This window comes from Lacimicrobium alkaliphilum, from assembly GCF_002591895.1.
GTDB lineage: Bacteria > Pseudomonadota > Gammaproteobacteria > Enterobacterales > Alteromonadaceae > Lacimicrobium > Lacimicrobium alkaliphilum.
This window is the reverse complement of sequence record NZ_NISX01000019.1, coordinates 40672-58875: the sequence shown is the minus strand read 5'-3', so window position 1 is coordinate 58875 and position 18204 is coordinate 40672. Positions and strand designations below refer to the sequence as shown.

20 protein-coding genes are annotated in these 18204 nt (G+C 49.5%); 4 read left to right on the top strand and 16 right to left on the bottom strand.

The window, feature by feature from the left end:
- Nucleotides 1–67: 67 nt before the first annotated feature.
- From hemB to tatA, 7 genes are read right to left on the bottom strand one after another with little or no spacing between them, the layout of a single operon-like run.
- Nucleotides 68–1063: a porphobilinogen synthase gene (gene hemB, locus CDA54_RS16150; protein WP_099036076.1), complete on the bottom strand. Its 996-nt coding sequence runs from the start codon at nucleotides 1061–1063 to the stop codon at nucleotides 68–70.
- Nucleotides 1064–2938 carry a sensor domain-containing diguanylate cyclase gene (locus CDA54_RS16145; protein WP_180237254.1) on the bottom strand — a complete coding sequence of 625 codons (1875 nt, stop codon included), beginning with the start codon at nucleotides 2936–2938 and terminating at the stop codon, nucleotides 1064–1066. It lies immediately after the preceding gene.
- Complete coding sequence (locus CDA54_RS16140; protein ID WP_099036074.1) at nucleotides 2925–3725, bottom strand: TatD family hydrolase; 801 nt, start codon at nucleotides 3723–3725, stop codon at nucleotides 2925–2927. The genes CDA54_RS16145 and CDA54_RS16140 overlap by 14 nt, the downstream gene beginning before the upstream one ends.
- A gap of 1 nt (nucleotide 3726) precedes the next feature.
- The gene (locus CDA54_RS16135; protein WP_099036073.1) at nucleotides 3727–4236 is read right to left on the bottom strand and encodes a hypothetical protein; all 510 of its coding nucleotides are present in this window, start codon (nucleotides 4234–4236) and stop codon (nucleotides 3727–3729) included.
- Nucleotides 4233–4991 carry a twin-arginine translocase subunit TatC gene (gene tatC / locus CDA54_RS16130; RefSeq protein ID WP_099036072.1) on the bottom strand — a complete coding sequence of 253 codons (759 nt, stop codon included), beginning with the start codon at nucleotides 4989–4991 and terminating at the stop codon, nucleotides 4233–4235. Before tatC ends, CDA54_RS16135 begins: the two co-directional genes overlap by 4 nt.
- Nucleotides 4992–5294, bottom strand: a complete 303-nt coding sequence (tatB, locus tag CDA54_RS16125; RefSeq protein WP_099036071.1) for a Sec-independent protein translocase protein TatB — start codon at nucleotides 5292–5294, stop codon at nucleotides 4992–4994.
- A 3-nt stretch (nucleotides 5295–5297) separates the two neighbouring features.
- Nucleotides 5298–5537, bottom strand: a complete 240-nt coding sequence (tatA, locus tag CDA54_RS16120) for a twin-arginine translocase TatA/TatE family subunit (RefSeq protein ID WP_099036070.1) — start codon at nucleotides 5535–5537, stop codon at nucleotides 5298–5300.
- Nucleotides 5538–5669: 132 nt separating this feature from the next.
- Between tatA and CDA54_RS16115 the strand changes: the two genes are divergently transcribed.
- The gene (locus CDA54_RS16115; protein ID WP_099036069.1) at nucleotides 5670–6623 is read left to right on the top strand and encodes a hypothetical protein; all 954 of its coding nucleotides are present in this window, start codon (nucleotides 5670–5672) and stop codon (nucleotides 6621–6623) included.
- A gap of 260 nt (nucleotides 6624–6883) precedes the next feature.
- On the opposite strand, the gene ubiB is transcribed toward CDA54_RS16115, so the two are convergent.
- The 5 genes from ubiB to prlC form a co-directional block, all read right to left on the bottom strand.
- A complete protein-coding gene (ubiB, locus tag CDA54_RS16110; protein ID WP_099036068.1) occupies nucleotides 6884–8521 on the bottom strand; it encodes a ubiquinone biosynthesis regulatory protein kinase UbiB in 1638 nt (545 codons plus the stop codon).
- A 3-nt stretch (nucleotides 8522–8524) separates the two neighbouring features.
- On the bottom strand, nucleotides 8525–9133 hold the full coding sequence (locus tag CDA54_RS16105) for a ubiquinone biosynthesis accessory factor UbiJ (protein ID WP_099036067.1): 609 nt from the start codon (nucleotides 9131–9133) through the stop codon (nucleotides 8525–8527).
- A gap of 9 nt (nucleotides 9134–9142) precedes the next feature.
- Complete coding sequence (gene ubiE / locus CDA54_RS16100) at nucleotides 9143–9916, bottom strand: bifunctional demethylmenaquinone methyltransferase/2-methoxy-6-polyprenyl-1,4-benzoquinol methylase UbiE (protein ID WP_099036066.1); 774 nt, start codon at nucleotides 9914–9916, stop codon at nucleotides 9143–9145.
- A gap of 138 nt (nucleotides 9917–10054) precedes the next feature.
- Entirely contained in the window at nucleotides 10055–10756 is a 702-nt protein-coding gene (locus CDA54_RS16095; protein WP_099036065.1) for a DNA-3-methyladenine glycosylase I, read from the bottom strand.
- A 285-nt stretch (nucleotides 10757–11041) separates the two neighbouring features.
- Nucleotides 11042–13081, bottom strand: coding sequence for an oligopeptidase A (prlC, locus tag CDA54_RS16090; RefSeq protein ID WP_099036064.1), 2040 nt, complete (start codon nucleotides 13079–13081; stop codon nucleotides 11042–11044).
- Nucleotides 13082–13285: 204 nt separating this feature from the next.
- Between prlC and gorA the strand changes: the two genes are divergently transcribed.
- Nucleotides 13286–14635: a glutathione-disulfide reductase gene (gene gorA, locus CDA54_RS16085; protein ID WP_099036063.1), complete on the top strand. Its 1350-nt coding sequence runs from the start codon at nucleotides 13286–13288 to the stop codon at nucleotides 14633–14635.
- Between the two features lie 183 nt (nucleotides 14636–14818).
- Here gorA and CDA54_RS16080 read toward each other — a convergent pair whose 3' ends face one another.
- Complete coding sequence (locus CDA54_RS16080) at nucleotides 14819–15364, bottom strand: GNAT family N-acetyltransferase (RefSeq protein WP_099036062.1); 546 nt, start codon at nucleotides 15362–15364, stop codon at nucleotides 14819–14821.
- Nucleotides 15365–15528: 164 nt separating this feature from the next.
- Here CDA54_RS16080 and CDA54_RS16075 point away from each other — a divergent pair, with 164 nt between their 5' ends.
- Nucleotides 15529–16071 (top strand): DUF3299 domain-containing protein, encoded by a 543-nt coding sequence (locus tag CDA54_RS16075; RefSeq protein WP_180237253.1) that lies wholly within the window; start codon nucleotides 15529–15531, stop codon nucleotides 16069–16071.
- 3 nt (nucleotides 16072–16074) lie between these two features.
- On the opposite strand, the gene CDA54_RS16070 is transcribed toward CDA54_RS16075, so the two are convergent.
- From CDA54_RS16070 to CDA54_RS16060, 3 genes are read right to left on the bottom strand one after another with little or no spacing between them, the layout of a single operon-like run.
- The gene (locus CDA54_RS16070; RefSeq protein ID WP_180237252.1) at nucleotides 16075–16311 is read right to left on the bottom strand and encodes a ZrgA family zinc uptake protein; all 237 of its coding nucleotides are present in this window, start codon (nucleotides 16309–16311) and stop codon (nucleotides 16075–16077) included.
- A gap of 10 nt (nucleotides 16312–16321) precedes the next feature.
- Nucleotides 16322–16747 carry a DUF1826 domain-containing protein gene (locus tag CDA54_RS19765; protein ID WP_099036059.1) on the bottom strand — a complete coding sequence of 142 codons (426 nt, stop codon included), beginning with the start codon at nucleotides 16745–16747 and terminating at the stop codon, nucleotides 16322–16324.
- A gap of 52 nt (nucleotides 16748–16799) precedes the next feature.
- The gene (locus tag CDA54_RS16060; protein WP_099036058.1) at nucleotides 16800–17159 is read right to left on the bottom strand and encodes a MerC domain-containing protein; all 360 of its coding nucleotides are present in this window, start codon (nucleotides 17157–17159) and stop codon (nucleotides 16800–16802) included.
- A gap of 168 nt (nucleotides 17160–17327) precedes the next feature.
- Between CDA54_RS16060 and CDA54_RS16055 the strand changes: the two genes are divergently transcribed.
- Nucleotides 17328–18038 carry an SIMPL domain-containing protein gene (locus CDA54_RS16055; protein ID WP_099036057.1) on the top strand — a complete coding sequence of 237 codons (711 nt, stop codon included), beginning with the start codon at nucleotides 17328–17330 and terminating at the stop codon, nucleotides 18036–18038.
- Nucleotides 18039–18204: the final 166 nt, after the last annotated feature.

The window sequence follows — 18204 nt, the reverse complement described above, 5'->3', positions numbered from 1 at the left end:
TGGAATGTGAGAAAAGTTTACTCTGACCCCACTTTTTTGAGAAAAGTTTACTCTGACCCCACTTTTTTCAACGATTCAAAAACTGGGCGGCCTGTTTGGCAAAGTAAGTTAAAATACCGTCGGCTCCAGCCCGTTTAAATGCCAGCAACGACTCCAGAATGATCTCGTCCTCCGACAACCAGCCATTGGCAAACGCCGCTTTGTGCATAGCGTATTCACCACTGACCTGATAGGCAAAAGTGGGCACGCGGAACTCTTGTTTACAGCGCTGCACAATATCCAGGTAAGGCATACCCGGTTTGACCATCACCATATCGGCCCCTTCTTCGATATCCAGTGCTATCTCACGGAGGGCTTCGTCGCTATTGGCAGGATTCATCTGATAACTCTTTTTGTTGCCGCCCTGAATATTGCCTGCTGAGCCGACAGCGTCACGAAAAGGGCCATAATAGGCGGAGGCATACTTGGCCGAGTAGGCCATGATGCAGGTGTTATGATGTCCCTGTTCCTCCAGTGCTGAACGGATCAGGCCAATGCGGCCATCCATCATATCCGATGGCGCCACGACATCGGCACCCGCTTGTGCATGGGATAACGCTTGCTTAATCAGTACATCACAAGTGCTGTCATTACTGACATAGCCATTGTTATCCAGCACACCGTCCTGTCCATGAGAAGTAAAAGGATCTAAGGCCACATCGGCGATTACACCTATCTGTGGCACGAACTCTTTCAGTGCGCGAATGGCTTTTTGTGCCAGGCCATCGGGATTAAACGCTTCGCTGCCACAATCGGTTTTAAGATCTGCAGGTGTCACCGGAAACAGGGCAATCGCCGGAATACCAAGTTTGAGGAGTTCTTCCGCTTCGCGGATAAGTAAGTCGATCGACAGGCGCTCGATACCCGGCATGGAATCTACTGTTTCACGGCGGTTTTTTCCTTCGAGTACAAACATCGGGCAGATCAGGTCTGCACAGGTTAGTCTGGATTCTGCGACCAGATCCCGGATAAAGGAATTTTTACGCAAACGACGCAATCTGGTGTGAGGGTAAGTAGGCAAAATTTACTCCTGGGGCTGATGAAATTGACAGGTTTTGTTGCGACCACTCTGTTTGGCCTGATACAAGGCCTGATCGGCCTGCGATAAAAGGGTATTGTCATCCGGACTATTACCGGCCATGGCGCTTACAAAGCCTATGCTGACAGTGAGCCTGATCTCAGCGCTCTCCGTTTTAATCGGCGTGTTCTCAATCTGTTGACGAATTTGCTCCAGCAGCACTTCTGCACCATGCTGGTCAGTATTTGGGAGCAGCAATGCGAATTCTTCACCCCCATAGCGACATACATCATCGGCGGGACGCTTGAGAAGAGACTTTATGATTCTGGCCACGGCCCTGATGCATTCATCACCCACCAGATGGCCCAGACTATCATTGGTTTGCTTGAAATGATCGATATCAATCATCGCGATAGTCAGAGTGGTCTGTTCTCTGCGGCTGCGGCGAATTTCAGCCTGATAGCGCCGGTCAAAATAGCGCCGGTTGCGAATGCCGGTCATGGAATCCAGAGTGTTACGCTCTTCCAGCTCCTGGTTCTTTTCAGATAACTCACGTAGCGTGATTTCAAGCTCCAGAGTGCGTTCCTGAACCTTATATTCCAGCTCTTCCTGGGCCTGTTGTTCCGACTCTCTTAATTCTCGTTCTGTATCCAGCGCCTGCTGTTGGGCATCAAAGGCTTGCTGTCGTTGCTGGTTATAACTGATGGCCAACACCAAAGCCAGTAACACAGTTTCCACTGACGCCCCGGCGATCAGCAGGTAATGTGAATTAATATCGATACTGATCAGGTTAAGGTTTTCCAGACTGGCGACCATGGCCGAGAGCAGTAGCGTGGTCCAGGCAACGGTATAGATACGGGCGATGGCCACGCCCCGACGCCAGAGCCAGATGCCGACGCCGCAAATAAATAACACCTCCACGATCAGGATCAATATGAAGGTTTTGATCATTAACCAGTAAGGCAGAACCAAACTGAGCAAAAACAAGCCCAGAAATACCAGAGCTGAGATCTTTAGTAACTTGTCCACGAGCAAGCTATAACGATGTACTGACAGCAATTCGCGACTGAAAATTACCGCAAAAAACATGGTGGCATTGGCAAACAGCACCACACTGCGGCCCTGCAGCCAGATATTTTCTGGCCATAAATACTTGTAGCCTATGCCGTGTAACGTCAGTAGTGTCAGGCCGAGGAACATGACATAACCGCAGTAATAGAAAAAATTGATGGACCGGGTGGTAAGAAAAAAGAAAAAATTACTTAAGCCCATGGCGGCGAGAAAGCCGAAGAATATTCCCAGCATCAGTCCATGTTCGCCACTGTGAACCAGATACTTCTCCATATCCCAAAGCCGCAGAGGAAGTTTCAGCGAGCCACTGGTTTTAGCGCGTATATACACAGTGACCGGTTTTTCTGCCTGAGGAACAGGAAACAGAAACTTCTCACTGGCGATCGTGCGACTGCGAAAAGGCAAGCTGTCTCCGGTGCTGTAGTCACTGAGCAAATTGTCGCCCTGCATAAACCAGATTTGTAGATCATCGAGTAAGGCATAATCGATCTCCAACAGCCATTTGTGCCTGAAATCAATGTGGGACAGGGTAAAACGGAACCAGATGGGTTGATGCTGCATACCGTATGACAGCAATTGATGTTGCTCAGTTTGCCAGTTCAGATCATTTCCCTGAAGCAAACTTTCCAGCGTAAATTTGCCACCGTCGTCCTGCAGATATTCTACACCACGCCCGATTTTCTGTTGTGGCTGGGTACCATTAATGGTTTGCAGCATGCTGACAGACATATAGCAGCTTACCACTATGGCGGTCAGTGCGATCAGCCATAGCCAGCGGGAATCCAGGCGCTTCTCGCTAAGACCTGCCATTAACGTTACCTGTATGGATATTGAACAGCCGCTGCGCATTTTCTGTGCTCACCAGAGCGAGCTGCTCCACTGGTACCTGAATTAACCCGCTCAGGGCTTCGGCAATATGGGGCAGAAAACCCGGTTCATTTCTGGAGGTTTTCGGACGCAGAGTTTTTGGCGTCAGAAAGGGCGCATCGGTCTCAAGCAGCAGACGTTGCAGGGGTAGATGAGGCACCGCATTGCGTAAATCCAGCCCACGTTTTTTGTCACACAGCCAGCCCGTGATGCCGATATACAGGTCCAGCTGTAAATAGCTTTCCATCTTTTCGCGATCACCGGTAAAACAATGGGCCACCCCGCCGACCAGTCCGGGGCGATACTTTTTCAGTAAAGTAATTTGCTCTGAAAAGGCATCCCGTTCGTGCAGGAAAACCGGCAGTTGCAGCTCAACGGCCAGTTCCAGTTGTTGCTCAAATACTCTTAGCTGATCATCTCTGGCGGAAAAATTACGGTTAAAATCCAGGCCACATTCGCCGATAGCGCGCACCCTGGGGCTGTCTGCCAGATCGCGCAGCCGGTGCAGATAATCTTTATCTACGGATGAGGCATCATGGGGGTGCACACCGGCAGTACTGTATTGATTGTACTGTTCGGCCAGGGACAACGCGGCCTCACTCTGGCTTTCACTGGTTCCGGTTATCAGCATCTCTGTAACCTGACCCGCCTGAGCACGCCCGAGTACTTCTCCCAGGTCTTTGCTAAACCGGCTGTTGGTCAGGTTGACACCGATATCGAACCAATTCATATCATTGAATACGCTTCACCCGCATTCTGCGCTTGGATTCTTCGGAGCCAAGAAAGAATGCGCCGAGAAAGCCTTTCTCGATGTATATCTGACCGTCAGGGAAATAATAATCCTGCGAATCGGTTTGCTCCCACATCTGACCATTAGTGAACTCCAATACCCATTTACCACGGGCATTGCGGCGTTTTTCTGCTACGGAAACCAGAATTTTATCCTCTGAGATCATCTCGCTTTTCTCTGGCAGCCCGAATTCCTGCATCTGTGTTGATGGAGACTCTGACTCTGGCCTGGCGGAATCAGAGTGGGCAGATGAAGACAGTGATTGTGAGGATTGCGGCAAGGGCGAATTTTCAAACTGGCGCAAATCTTTGCTTAACCGGTCATAACAGACCAGGCGCTTGAGGCTGTTTTCTTCTTTGCTACATTGCTGCATGGCATCGGCCAGTGTTTCGGCCTGAGCTGCAGCACCCATGAACAGGGCCGGAATAATTAAAAATACTGATATCTTCATTTTTTGTCCTGAGACTCCGTTTCGTTTTCTTCGTTTTCTTCGTTTCGGCGCTGATACAGACTACCAGCCAGCAGCCCAAACTCATACAACAGCCACATCGGCACTGCCAGCAAGGTTTGGGAAATAATATCGGGAGGCGTTAACAGCATACCGATAACAAACACTCCGACTATCACGTAGGGGCGCTTTTCTCTCAATTGCTGTGGCGTAGTCATGCCGGTCCAGCAAGTGAGTATAATTGCCACCGGAATCTGAAAAGACAGGCCAAAGGCAAAAAACAACTTGAGCACAAAATCCAGGTAACTGCTGATATCGGTGCTGATGGTTACACCCTCAGGAGCGACCCGGGTAAAAAAGCCAAATGCCAGCGGGAAGACCACGAAGTAGGCAAAGGCAATGCCCAGGTAAAACAGCAAGGTACTGGAAACAAGCAGAGGAGCGATAAGACGCTTCTCATTGCGATACAACCCGGGTGCTACAAATCCCCATACCTGATAAAACACCACCGGAATGGCGATAAAAAATGACAGCACCATGGTCAGTTTAAAAGGAGCGAAGAAAGGTGAGGCCACATCGGTGGCTATCATTTGGGTGCCTGTGGGCATTACCTCAAGAAGAGGAGTCGCTAATATGTGGTAGAGATCCTGTGCAAAGTAGGCCAGGCATAAAAATACCACCAATACTGCCAACAGGGCTTTGAGTAAACGCCCGCGTAACTCAATCAGATGAGTGAAAAGAGACTGGGAATCTGCCATTTATTCTTTTTTCTGATACGGTTTTTTGACGGACTGTGCAGCATCGCGCAATTCATCAACAGATTTTTGTAATTCAGGAGACAGATTTTTTAAATCCTGCTTTTCAGCCTTTTTCAGGTTGTCGTGCAATTCCTGAATCTTCAATTGTTGCTCAAGTTCCTGTTTAAAATTACTGGCCATTGAACGCACCCCTGACAGGGCCCGACTGGTGGAGCGAATGGCACCCGGCAATCGTTCCGGGCCCAACACCAGCAGGGCCACGATACCAATAACCAATAATTCCCAAAAACCGATATCAAACATAGATTAACTATCTTGCTTTTGTTTCTCTGACTGAGTCTGAGCAGTAGATTCGCGTTTGTTCTCTACTTTTTGCTGATCGAAGTCAGCATCAGAGGAGGTCTCTTTATCGGGGTCTATTTCTTTTTTAAAACCTTTAATTGCAGACCCCAGATCGCTGCCCAATGTACGCAGACGCTTGGTTCCAAACAACAATAATACGATGGCAAATATGATTAGTAGTTGCCACAAACTTATTCCACCCATAACCTGCTCCTGAAGAGTAATTTTTGCCTATTATACGTAGCTTGTGTAAAAGGTCACTGGATTTGATTATGAGCAGTAATCTGACCATGCTATGTATTCTTTCAGTACATTTTTTATATTGAGGAATAGCCATTGTCCGGGCTAACAAGATGCGCCAGTCTGCTGTTACTGGCCCTGACATTTCCGGGATTAGCAGTATCAGAAGAATCCCCACAGCCATTGCCTGATGAACAGGATGCCTGGCTGGATGATATGCAGGACAACGTTTCTGCGTCCATTGATGCTACCGTCCGGTGGTTTGACAGCTTCTTTATCGACGAAACTCAGCCTCTGGACGAAGCCGCTAAGGCAGAAGCGAGACTTCGTCTGGGTTGGGAGCCCCGCAGTCGCGATCTGATGGAGTTCGAGAGTCGCTTTCGGGTACGGGTGAGATTACCTAACATGAAGCATCAGACCGATTTAATCTTTTCTGATTATGACGAAGATGAGCAGGGGGCTGGGATTAAGGCGGCCCGCAACGAGGCTCTGGACAACCGCAACCGGTTCAGTATGGCACTGCGTTTTACCGCAAAGAAAACCGAAGATCTGAATATCTCCCATCGTATTGGTGTGGGCAGAAAGTTGCAACCCTATGTGAAATCGGAAATACGCAAAACTTTCGGTTTGTCAGATATCAGTAATCTGCATCTCGAAGGGTCAGTGTATTACTATACTCAGGATCGATTTGGCAGCAGACTGAGAGCCCAGTACAGCTACCAGTTTGATGATGAAAACATGCTGCGTTTTGATAATAATTTTTACTATCGGGATAAAGAAAATGACTGGATTTGGCAGCATAGTATACATCGTTACCGCCAACTGGACGCCCGCACAGGGCTGATTTACGGGCTTTTTGTTGAGGGAAGCAGCCGGCCTGATTATCGTGCCGAAGAATATCTGCTCAGTGCCCGGTGGCGGCGCAACGCGGTGCGGGAATGGCTGTTTTTCGAACTGGAGCCCTTTGTGCTCTGGCGCAGGGACGAAGATTTTAAACCCTCCTACGGTCTGGCGATGCGGGTAGAAGCTTATTTTGGCGAGCTGAATTGAAAAGCTTTCAGCTTTCAAAAGAAGTCAGTTTTCAGCCATCAGCTTTCAGGGTGTCATTACCGCATGTCGTTGGCGGTAATCCAGTGCTTTTAAGTCAGCGTAGCCCGTGATGTAGCGCAGCGTCCTGTAGCAAAGACGAAAATAACCACAGAGTCACAGAGTCACAGAGGACACAGAGAAGCATAGATCCCAATTAACCCCCTCTGTGACCTCCGTGTCTCTGTGGTGAAAAAGGCTTTTTTGTGATAGCTGCGTCAATTCTATTGCGGCTTGCTACTGATCAGCCAGCCCCGGATAAAACTCAGCCCGCCCAGACTCACCAGGCCAAGACCATACCAGCCGCTGATTGGATATATCGGCAGTATCACTCCGGCGAGGATAAGGGTGCTGCCAAGTAACAGGTAACGGCGGCTGCGATGTTGTTGATGCTGCTGTTGTTGTAGCGCCTGGATCCAGTGTTGTTGCTGCTGCGGAAGATGCTTCAGTTGCTTCAGGGTATCAAAAAGCAGATCCGGTACTTCAGGCATCTTTTCTGACCAGTAGGGTAAGTTTGCCCTTACTTTCTTGAACAGTGCCTTGACGCCAATTTGTTCCTGCATCCAGTTTTCCAGAAACGGTTTCGCGGTTTGCCACAGATCTAGCTGCGGGTAAAGCTGGCGCCCAAGACCTTCAATATACAGCAGGGTCTTCTGTAGTAACACCAGTTGTGGCTGCACCTGCATATTGAACCGGCGGGCGGTGTTAAACAGTTGTAGCAGTACGATACCAAAGCTGATTTCAGCCAGAGGTTTCTGGAAAATGGGTTCGCAAACCGTACGGATGGCAACTTCAAACTCTTCCAGATCAGTTTCTGCTGGCACCCAGCCTGAGTCCACATGCAATTCTGCTACCTTGCGGTAGTCGCGGTTGAAAAAGGCAACGAAATTTTCCGCCAGGTAACGCTTGTCTTCGCGATTCAGCGTGCCGACAATGCCAAAATCGATGCCAATATACTGAGGGTCGGCGGGGTTGTCGGTAGATACAAAAATATTCCCCGGATGCATATCGGCATGGAAGAAACTGTCTCTGAACACCTGCGTGAAAAACACCTCTACCCCACGTTCGGCGAGCTTTTTCATATCGGTGCCCTGAGCGTTCAGCGCGTCGATATCAGCTACAGGAATACCATAAATGCGCTCCATCACCATGACATTCCGGCGGCAGTAATCGCTGTAAATATGTGGAATATATAAGGAGCGGGAATCTTCGAAATTACGTTTAAGCTGGATACCGTTGGAGGCTTCCTGTAACAGGTTTAGCTCCTCCAGTATGGTTTTCTCATATTCCTTAACCACTTCCACCGGGCGCAGGCGCTTACCGTCTGGGAGCCATTTCTGCACCACCATTGCCAGGGTATACATCAGCTCAATATCTGCATAAATGGTATCGGCGATGTGGGGGCGGATAACTTTTATCACCACTCGCTGACCATCTGGCTTGAGTCTCGCTGTATGCACCTGAGCAATAGACGCGGACGCCAGTGGATCAGCAGAAAATTCATCAAAACGTTGATCAATGGAGGTCAGACCCAGCGCATTTTCTATGGTTTGCCGGGCCAGGGTGCTGTCGAAAGGAGGCACCTTGTCCTGCAGCAGAGTAAGCTCATCGGCGATGTCAGGAGGCAGTAAATCACGACGGGTGGAAAGCATCTGACCAAATTTTATAAACACCGGGCCCAGAGATTGTAAGGCCAGACGAATACGTACTCCACGTGACTTGTCGGGATAACGGTTGCGCAGCCAGAATGCACTATGGCGGGCAACTCTGGCATACCAGGGCAGCCAACGGGGAGGGATGAGTTCATCCAGGCCATGTTGCAATAATGTCTTTTTGATCGTGTACAAGCGCATCAACTGCACGATTTACTTGCCCTTTTGTTGTTCGAGTTGTAGTAACCTGGCTTCAAATCGAGCCACATCGGAGCGCAATTGATTAACCTGTTCAGAAAACGTTTCCACTGCCAGTGGGTGAGCACTAAGCTGTTTTTCATCCATCGCGGTATCCCGGAGAATTTCACCGAAACGATGCAGACGTGACAGGGCAGCGTGATGGAAACGCCTGGCGGTTTTAAAGGATTGATGAGCGATGACGTCACCCGTATATCGCGAGAGATGTTCTTCCCAATCAATATCCAGCTCTTTTATCAGGTTGCTGAAACTCTGAGCCGTGTGCATATCGCCATTGAGGCTAAGCTCTTGCTGCTGAATTAACAGGCTGAGCTGGCTGACATCCTGTAATTTTTGCAATGTGGTAACAGAAAGCTCGATAGTGCAGTCAACCTGATGCTCATCGGTGAGTATGTCAACGCGGTCCGAAAAGGCAAAGGTCAGGGGCCAGGGTAATTCATCCAGATTTACGCGCAGGCGTTTGCCATTCAGGGGGATAAGCCTCTGCTGACTGGCGGGATCAAGCGCAAGGAGTTTATTCAGCGCCAGTTCGATGCCGGCTGTCAGAAGTTGCGGTGCAGGCATGAGGGAGGCCTAAAATTTAAAACCGCGGTGCAGAGCAACGATGCCACCGGTCATATTATGATAAGTGACCTGCTCGAATCCATTGTGTTGCATCATCAACTGCAGGGTTTCCTGATCCGGATGCATGCGAATAGACTCCGCCAGGTACTGGTAGCTCTCACTGTCATTGGCGACCAATTTACCTATTTTCGGCAACAGGTGAAAAGAATACAGATCGTATACTTTGCTCAGTGTTTCGAACTCGGGCTTAGAAAATTCCAGTACCAGTAAACGACCTCCGGGTTTGAGTACCCTGAACATGGACGTCAGCGCTTTGTCTTTGTCAGTCACGTTGCGCAGGCCAAATGCAATAGTAATCAAATCAAAATGGTTGTCCGGAAAGGGCAGACACTCTGCATTGGCCTGTACATAGTCCACATTCCCCAGAATGCCTTTGTCACGGAGTTTATCCCGGCCTACCTTGAGCATGGCATTATTGATATCGGCCAGTACCACTTCGCCTTTTGAGCCCACCAGACGCGAGAACTTCGCTGCCAGATCACCCGTACCTCCTGCCAAATCGAGCACCTTGTGACCGGGGCGTACGCCACTGCAATCAATGGTAAAGCGTTTCCACAGGCGATGAATGCCCATAGACATCAGGTCATTCATCAGATCATATTTTCCCGCTACAGAATGAAATACATCAGCCACCATCGAGGCTTTTTTCTGCTTCTCTACGGTTTTATAACCAAAATGGGTCTGATCATCTGATTGCGGTTGTGACTGGCCTGGCTCGCTCATGAAAACTCCTTTGCTTACTGATCGTTAGTTTACCTGATTAGGGCACGTTTGACAGTGCCTGTTATTACACAAATGGTGGCTGCATCAGATAAACTGCTTGTCACCGCAACAGGTGTTATTCAGCGCATCCTTACCTCATTAAACTATATGATTATCACCGGTGCTAAAGGCGATAATCTGGCTGAGCTGTTGCAGTGAGCGGCCGCTTTGTTGTTGCAACTGGTTAAACACCTGCTGGATTGTATCCAGGCTGCGTTTGCTGGTAAGGCCGCCGTCAATCAGCTTGCGCTGGCGAAACCAGGCTTCCACGTCGCGGCTGAGCAAAAAAGTATCTTTGCCCATTGCCCTTAAGGCATAAGGGCCGGTGTTACCACCGAGGCGCTCACCGTGCTTTTTCAGATAGGCCCACAGGCCGATGATGTCTTCACCTGACCAGTTGGCAAGAAACTCGCCGACGCCGCCATGTTCGCGTCTTATGGTATCGATCATCAGGGCATTATCGCGGATGGAGCGCACTTTTTTATAGTTACGGATAATGGCGGGATCGGCAGCTTTGCGCTCCAGCATCTCATCAGGCATCAATAAGATTTTATCGATATCAAAGCCAAAAAACAGCTCCTCGAAGGCGGGCCATTTGTTTTCCACCACTCGCCAGACAAAACCTGACTGAAAGACTTTTTTACTGAACTCGGCCAGATAGCGATCGTCACCCAGTTGTCTCAGTTGCTTTTCACTTTTAGGTTGACCCAGCAGGGCTTTCAGGGCCTGTTCACTGCCTTTACGTTCACAGGCCCGCTGATAGAGCGCATCGAAGGATTCCGGTTGTGATATTTCCGCCATTAGTATGTCCTTAAGCCTGGTAACAGTTCACCGCAGAGTTGTAGGGGCGAATTTATTCGACAAATACCCCGGGGCAGTCCAATAAATTGGACCCTACACCATATTGTTCTTCTCCGTGCCCTCTGCGTCTTTGCGGTGAAGATGCCGTTTTCGTGTTTTTTCGTGCCTTTTGTGGTCAAAGGCTTTTAAACCACAGAGGCACAGAGAACACAGAGATATCAACGGGTTAATACCTTTACTTCTCCGTGCTCTGTGGTAAATGCTCTTTTTGTGGTGGTAAATAACCTATTCGGCAATACCGCTATGACGCAATAAGGCGTCAATATTGGGCTCACGGCCACGGAAGGCCACAAACAGCTCCATGGGTTCACGGCTGCCGCCCTGCTCGAGCACGTTTTCCAGAAAGCTACGGCCGGTTTCTGGGTTAAAGATGCCGTCTTCTTCAAACCGTGAGTAGGCATCGGAAGATAGCACCTCTGCCCACTTGTAGCTGTAATACCCTGCGGCATAACCGCCCGCGAAAATATGCCCAAAGCTATGTTGGAAGCGGTTAAATACGGGTGGTGTGATAACAGCAACCTGTTCGCGGACCTTGTCCAGGATTGGTTGAATCTGGTCTTTCTTACCCGGCTGATAATCCTTGTGCAAATGAAAATCAAACAGACTGAATTCCAGTTGACGTACCATTTGCATAGCGGACTGGAAGTTACGTGCTGCTAAGAGCTTTTTCAGCATATCCCCGGGCAGGGGCTCATGAGTTTGATAGTGACCGGAGATAAAGGCCAGTGCCTGCTCTTCCCAACACCAGTTTTCCAGAAACTGGCTGGGGAGTTCTACCGCATCCCATGGCACGCCGTTAATTCCGGCAACGCCACTGGCGCTGATTTGGGTGAGCATATGATGCAGGCCGTGCCCGAATTCATGGAACAGGGTGACCACTTCGTCATGGGTAAACAGTGCGGGCTTTTCACCCACAGGACCATTAAAATTGCAGGTCAGATAGGCCACCGGGTGTTGCAACGTGCCGTCGGCACAGTGACGGCGATCCAGGCACACATCCATCCATGCGCCGCCCCGCTTGTGAGCCCGGGCATAGAGATCCAGATAGAAGCTGCCGCGCAGATTGCCATCGCTATCCTGAATATCAAAAAAGCGCACATCTTTATGCCAGCTGTCTACGCCCTGGCGTTCAGTAATCTGCATGCCATACAGGCGCTTTACGACTTCAAACAGACCGTTGACCACCTTATCTTCAGGGAAGTAAGGCTTGAGCTGTTCATCTGAAATCGCATAACGGGATTCTTTGAGTTTCTCACTGTAGTAGCCTAGATCCCAGGCTTGCAAATCATCGGCACTATATTCTTTGGCGGCAAAAGCTTTCACTTCGGCCAGATCTTTTTCTGCCTGTGGTTTGGAGCGCCTGGCCAGGTCCTCAAGAAAGCCTATCACCTGTTCGGGGGAGTCGGCCATCTTGGTAGCCAGAGAGCGGTGAGAGTAGGTATCGAAATCCAGTAGTTGTGAGAGTTCATGGCGCAGTGCCAGCGTTTCTTCCATGATCTCGCTGTTGTCCCATTTACCGGCATTGGGGCCCTGATCGGAGGCGCGGGTAGCGAAGGCCCGGTACATCTCTTCGCGCAGCTCGCGGTTATCGGCGTACATCATTACCGGCAGATAGCTGGGAATGTCCAGGGTGAACAACCAGCCCTGCAGATCTTTTTGCTGTGCAGTCTGGGCTGCAGCGTCCAGCGCAGATTCGGGCAAACCCGCCAAATCTGCCTTATCGGTAATATGCTTGCTCCAGCCCAGGGTGGCATCCATCAGATTATTACTGAAGGCGGAGGAAAGATCCGATAAGCGGCTCTGAATCTCGGCAAAGCGTTTTTTCTTGTCATCGGCCAGGGCCACACCACTTAGCTCAAAATCACGCAGCGTGTTATCGATGACTTTTTGCTGTGGCTGCGACAACTCGGCAAACTCAGCACCGTCTTTAATGGCTTTATAGGCCTGGTACAGCCCCTCGTGCTGCCCCACCCAGGTACTGTAGTCAGATAACAAGGGTAAACAGGCATCATGGGCCTGGCGCAGAGCATCATTACTGACCACAGAGTTCATATGAGAGACCGGTGACCAAAGACGCCCCAGTTTATCGTCGGCTTCATCCAACGGCATCACCAGGTTATCCCAGGTGAAATGAGACTGTGTTATAAGACGCTCGATCTCAGCTTTACAGTGGGCAATGGCAGTCTCGACCTGGGATTTTATATTTTCAGGTTTGATGTCGGAAAAACGTGGCAGTTCCTGCACTGCCTGTGGGGTCTGGGTCATGTTACGCTCGCTGGTATATTGTCTGAATGCATGGATACTAGATAAGGCCGTACCGGAGAAACTCAATGGTGGACTTGCAGATGAAAGAGATTATCCCCATTACCCTTCTTTTGTGCGGTATCTTTTGCTTTGTGTCAGCGGTTTTCTGTGCTGATAAATTGGTGTATCTCCGCATTGACCGGAAGTTCAGAGGTAATAAAAACAATGAAAGAGTTTGACTATATTTGTATCGGCGGCGGCAGTGGGGGTATCGCATCGGCGAATCGCGCCGCGAGCCATGGTGCTAAAGTCGCACTGGTAGAAGCGAAACAAATCGGTGGCACTTGCGTAAACGTCGGCTGTGTGCCTAAAAAAGCCATGTGGTTTGGTGCGCAGGTGGCTGAAGCTATTAAGCTCTATGCGCCGGATTACGGCTTTGATCTCCGTCTCAATGAGTTCAGCTGGAAAACACTGGTGGAAAGCCGTGAGGCCTATATCAAACGCATTCATGGCTCCTATGACAGAGTGCTGGGGAACAATGGAATCACCCGCGTTGAAGGCTTTGCCCGTTTTGTGGATGAAAAAACCATAGAGGTTGACGGTGAGCAGTACCGTGCCAGACATATTTTGCTGGCAACCGGCGGTCAGCCTGTCTGGCCCGATGTACCCGGCGCCGAATTTGGCATCGATTCTGACGGATTTTTTGCACTGAATCACCAACCAGAACGGGTGCTGGTGGCAGGCGCCGGTTATATTGCGGTGGAGTTGGCAGGCGTGCTGCACGCGCTGGGTAGTGAAACTCATCTGGCGGTGCGTCATGACAAACCGCTAAGGGGCTTTGACGAGATGATTTCCGACACACTGGTGGAGCTGATGGCCAATGAGGGCCCGACACTGCATACCCACAGCGATGTGCAAAAAGTGGTAAAACAGCCCGGAGGCAGCCTTACAGTCAGCTTTAAAAACGGCAATAGTCTGGAAGTGGACTGCCTGATTTGGGCCATCGGGCGCAAGCCCGCAACAACGGATTTGAACCTGGACAAGGCTGGTGTGAAAATTAACGAAAAAGGCTACATCAGGGTGGATAAGTATCAGAATACCAGCACACAAGGAATCTATGCTGTAGGGGACAATACCGGCCAGATGGAACTGACCCCGGTGGCAGTCAAAGCCGGCAGATTACTCTCTGAAAGGCTGTTTAATAACCAGGCTCAGGCGCATATGGATTTTACGACCATTCCGACCGTGGTGTTCAGCCATCCGGTGATTGGTACGATTGGCCTGACCGAAGCCCAGGCGATTGAAAAATATGGTGCCGACAACATTCGTGTTTACCGCTCTGCTTTTGCTGCTATGTATACAGCGCTGACCCGACATCGCCAGCAAACGAAAATGAAGCTGATTTGTGCCGGCCCGGAGGAAAAAGTGGTAGGGCTGCATGGTATCGGTATGGGTATGGACGAAATCCTGCAAGGCTTTGGTGTGGCCATAAAAATGGGGGCCACCAAGGCGGACTTCGACGCCTGTGTGGCTATCCACCCTACCAGTGCTGAAGAGTTTGTGACCATGCGCTGAGGGTGACAGAGATTAAATCACGACCAGCACAAACATCATGAAATAAGGCTTTCACCTCAGAGACGTAAAGATCGTAAAGGGCTCAGAGGTGATGTATACCAATCTCAGTGTTCTTTTGCGACTCTGCGGTAAAGTCTTGTAGACAGCAGGTCGCAGGAGAGCGAGGAACACGGAAATTCTAAATCACTCTGCTAACATCTTGCTGTAATAAACGACTTCCATATCGCCAAGCGGATCTTTATGCAGATCTTTTTTAACAAAGCACATGCCGAGTTTGCCCATAATATTAATGGAGCCAAGGTTGTCTTCCATGGCGATGGCGCTGATTGAGCGGATACTGCTATCCCTGGCGATAATTGCATTGGTAATATGGCGTGCCGCTTCAGTGGCGTAACCTTTTCCCCAGGCTGATTGTTTAAAGCGCCAGCCCAGCTCAATATCCTGATCGTCACGTTGTTCAGAGAAAAAGTGCATGGGCCTGACCAGAATCCAGCCGATAAAGTGGTCATCCTCTTTGATACGGACATGCCACAGTCCCCAGCCTTTTTCCGCATTACGGTAACTGAGCATTCGCGGAATAAAGGTATTTCTGATCTCTTCGCGGCTGGTGGTTTTACCATGGGTAATGTACTGCATAACGGCAGGATCCTGATCCAGTTCAAACAGCAGAGCGTCATCATCTTCATCCATCAGCCTGTAACAAAGTCGCTCTGAGTGCTGCACCAACATTAATAACCTCATCAGTTTGATTGCGGGGTCATGCAGTTTAACGGCTTATTGTCGTCTGAGCCGCTAACAAAACGTAAATATTTGCATAGTTGGCTTATTATAATGGATAAAGGATATGTTATATTGTAACAATAATGCATGTGAATGATATAAGGAAAATACTGATGTTCCGGATGTTGTTGTTATTGGGTATTGCACTGAGCCATGGAATATCGGCGTCAGAGTACCGCGAACTGGACTGGACGGAGATGATGCCAGCCCATCAGCTGGCAGCGTTGTTGTCGCCGCCCGAAGCATTGAACAGTATTCCTGAAGGTGGTCAGCAAGACCTGCAGGGTAATGTATTGGAATCGATAAAAGCGATGGGTGATGATGAGTTTTATGAGGCGCTGATATCAGCGGAAACGGTAGCAGATCTCAACGGTGAACTGATCAAATTGCCCGGTTTTATTGTTCCGCTGGAGCAGGACGACCAGCGCCGGGTTGTGTCTTTTGCGTTTGTGCCTTATTTCGGTGCCTGTATTCATCTGCCACCACCACCACCTAATCAGACGGTGCTGGTGGACTACGCCAAAGGCGTCGAGCTGTCCGAATTAAATCGCCCGTTCTGGATTGAAGGTAAGCTGGTGATTGAAGATAACGAAACCGAGCTGGCAAGTTCTTCTTATCGTATCCGGCCGACCAGGGTTTATCCGTATGAGGAATAGCCGCTAAAAATCGATGTCTGACTTCTCAGGGGTAAGAGTGGCTGATGCGGTGGACTGTTGTGTCAGCCATTGGGCAGTTAGTTTATGCAGATCATTTGCCCAGCCAAAAATGCTCAGCCTGGCGCTGCGGATATCATCAGGGCAGCTAAAACGGTATTGCACACGGATATCGCTGTGATGGTGATGATTATTCTCATGTTCATGTTCATGTTCATGTTTATGGCTGTTGTGGCCCGGCAAATCTATATCGCTATTCGTCAGCTTGCAGGCCGGTGAAAAGCGAATCAGGATCCAGTGTTAATAATAATCTTTTTGTACCAGCAGCCAAAGCCGGCGACCGATGCACTACACCGCGCCCCTCATTATCCGGCTGGCAGTCAAACAGGCAAATCAACATCTCTGTCAGCAGAGCGATATCTTCAATTAAAACCGTTTTACCTTCACCTTCTGGCAAACAAGGGGCCAGCAATTCCGTTACATTCTGCGCAGTGACTTGTCGGGTCAGGTTCAAATACCGGGTGTGCTTCTGCAGGAGTGCAATATAGCGTTGAGTACTATCGGGCAGAGTGCGTTGCCATACGCAGAGATTTGTTTCCCTGGCAAAAATAGCAGACAGTACCTGTGCGTGAGTCGATATCTGATAACTTGGTTTTTGCCCAGTGGTGGCAGTGGTCATCAGGGCACCTCCGGGTCGTGGAAGAGGGCTCGCAGGCAAACTGGTTGCGCAATCAGTGTTTGCATTGATTCAGGCTGATGATATGGCCTGATATCAGGCATACAGAGCCTAAGGTTGTCAGCATGATCTCGACATAGCCGTGGAAAAAGCGAGCGGCGATAAGCCACGTTAGTCCGCTCAGCGCCAGTATCAACAGTTTGTTGTCACGGTTTTTGTACCAGGCTACAGGCAGGCTATAAAGTGCCAGGAAAAGTACCGGCATCAGCAGAATCTGATGTGTGATTTCCGATGCAAAGGCACTTGTCAGTGTGCCTGTGCCGATCAGGAACAAGACAGCCGGGGTGAGCAGGCAATGACAAAGGCATAGCCCTGAAAAAAATATACCGGCTTTGTCACGTATCATTTGCTCCATTCAGGGGTGCCTCTCTAATATAAAAACATCGTAATCATAGTTACAGATAAAATGTTATACTATAACATTTCATCTGTAAAGTCGGATCAGATTTAATCAGAAAATGGTCTCATTGTTGCCATAGTTGTTCGTTATACTCAGAGCTGCTTAATAAACAGGAGTCTCAGTATGGAAAGAGAACAAAACCGTATATTGGCTATCGGCATTTTTCTGGGGCTGGTGCTACTTGGCTATCTGCTGGCAGGTGCCGCTATCGATGTTAAAGAATATGAGCGCACGGTAACGGTCAAAGGCTTGTCTGAACGGGAAGTCCCTGCAGATATTGTTATCTGGCCAATTACCTTTACCGGGGCTGAGAACGATCTGCAGCAACTCTACCTGGGTATGGAGAAGCATGTTGATAAAATACGCGCATTTCTGACTTTAAAAGGCATTGCAGAAGACGCAATCAGTATTAATCCACCGCTGGTGACGGACAAATCAGCTCAGCAATGGGGAGGAGGACAAAAAGCGGAGTTTCGCTATACAGCGTCGCAGACTGTCACGGTTTATAGCAGTGAAATCGAAACGGTGCGAAACGCCATGCAGGCCATTTCCGAATTAGGTAAGGAAGGTGTGGTGTTTGGTGGCAATGCTTATGAAAACCAGCCGGATTATCAGTTTAACGGACTCAATGATCTGAAACCGGCAATGGTGGAAGAAGCCACTAAAAATGCCCGCAGCGTGGCACAAAAATTTGCCCGCGATTCAGATAGTCAATTGGGCAAAATCCGCCGTGCATCTCAGGGGCAGTTCAGTATCAGTGATCGTGACCGCAACACGCCTTTTATCAAAAAAGTCAGGGTGGTTTCCACCATTGAGTATTATCTGGTGGACTAGCCGCCACAGAGCGCTGGCTTCGGATGACCGGGTTTTGTGCACGAAATAAGCCAGCACACCCGGTGTATCTATTGCCAGCATCCCCCCGGGCATTTTACGCACCGTTATGGAGATTGGATTTATACAACAGCACGTCTTTTTATCTGTATCCAGTCCGCAGACACAG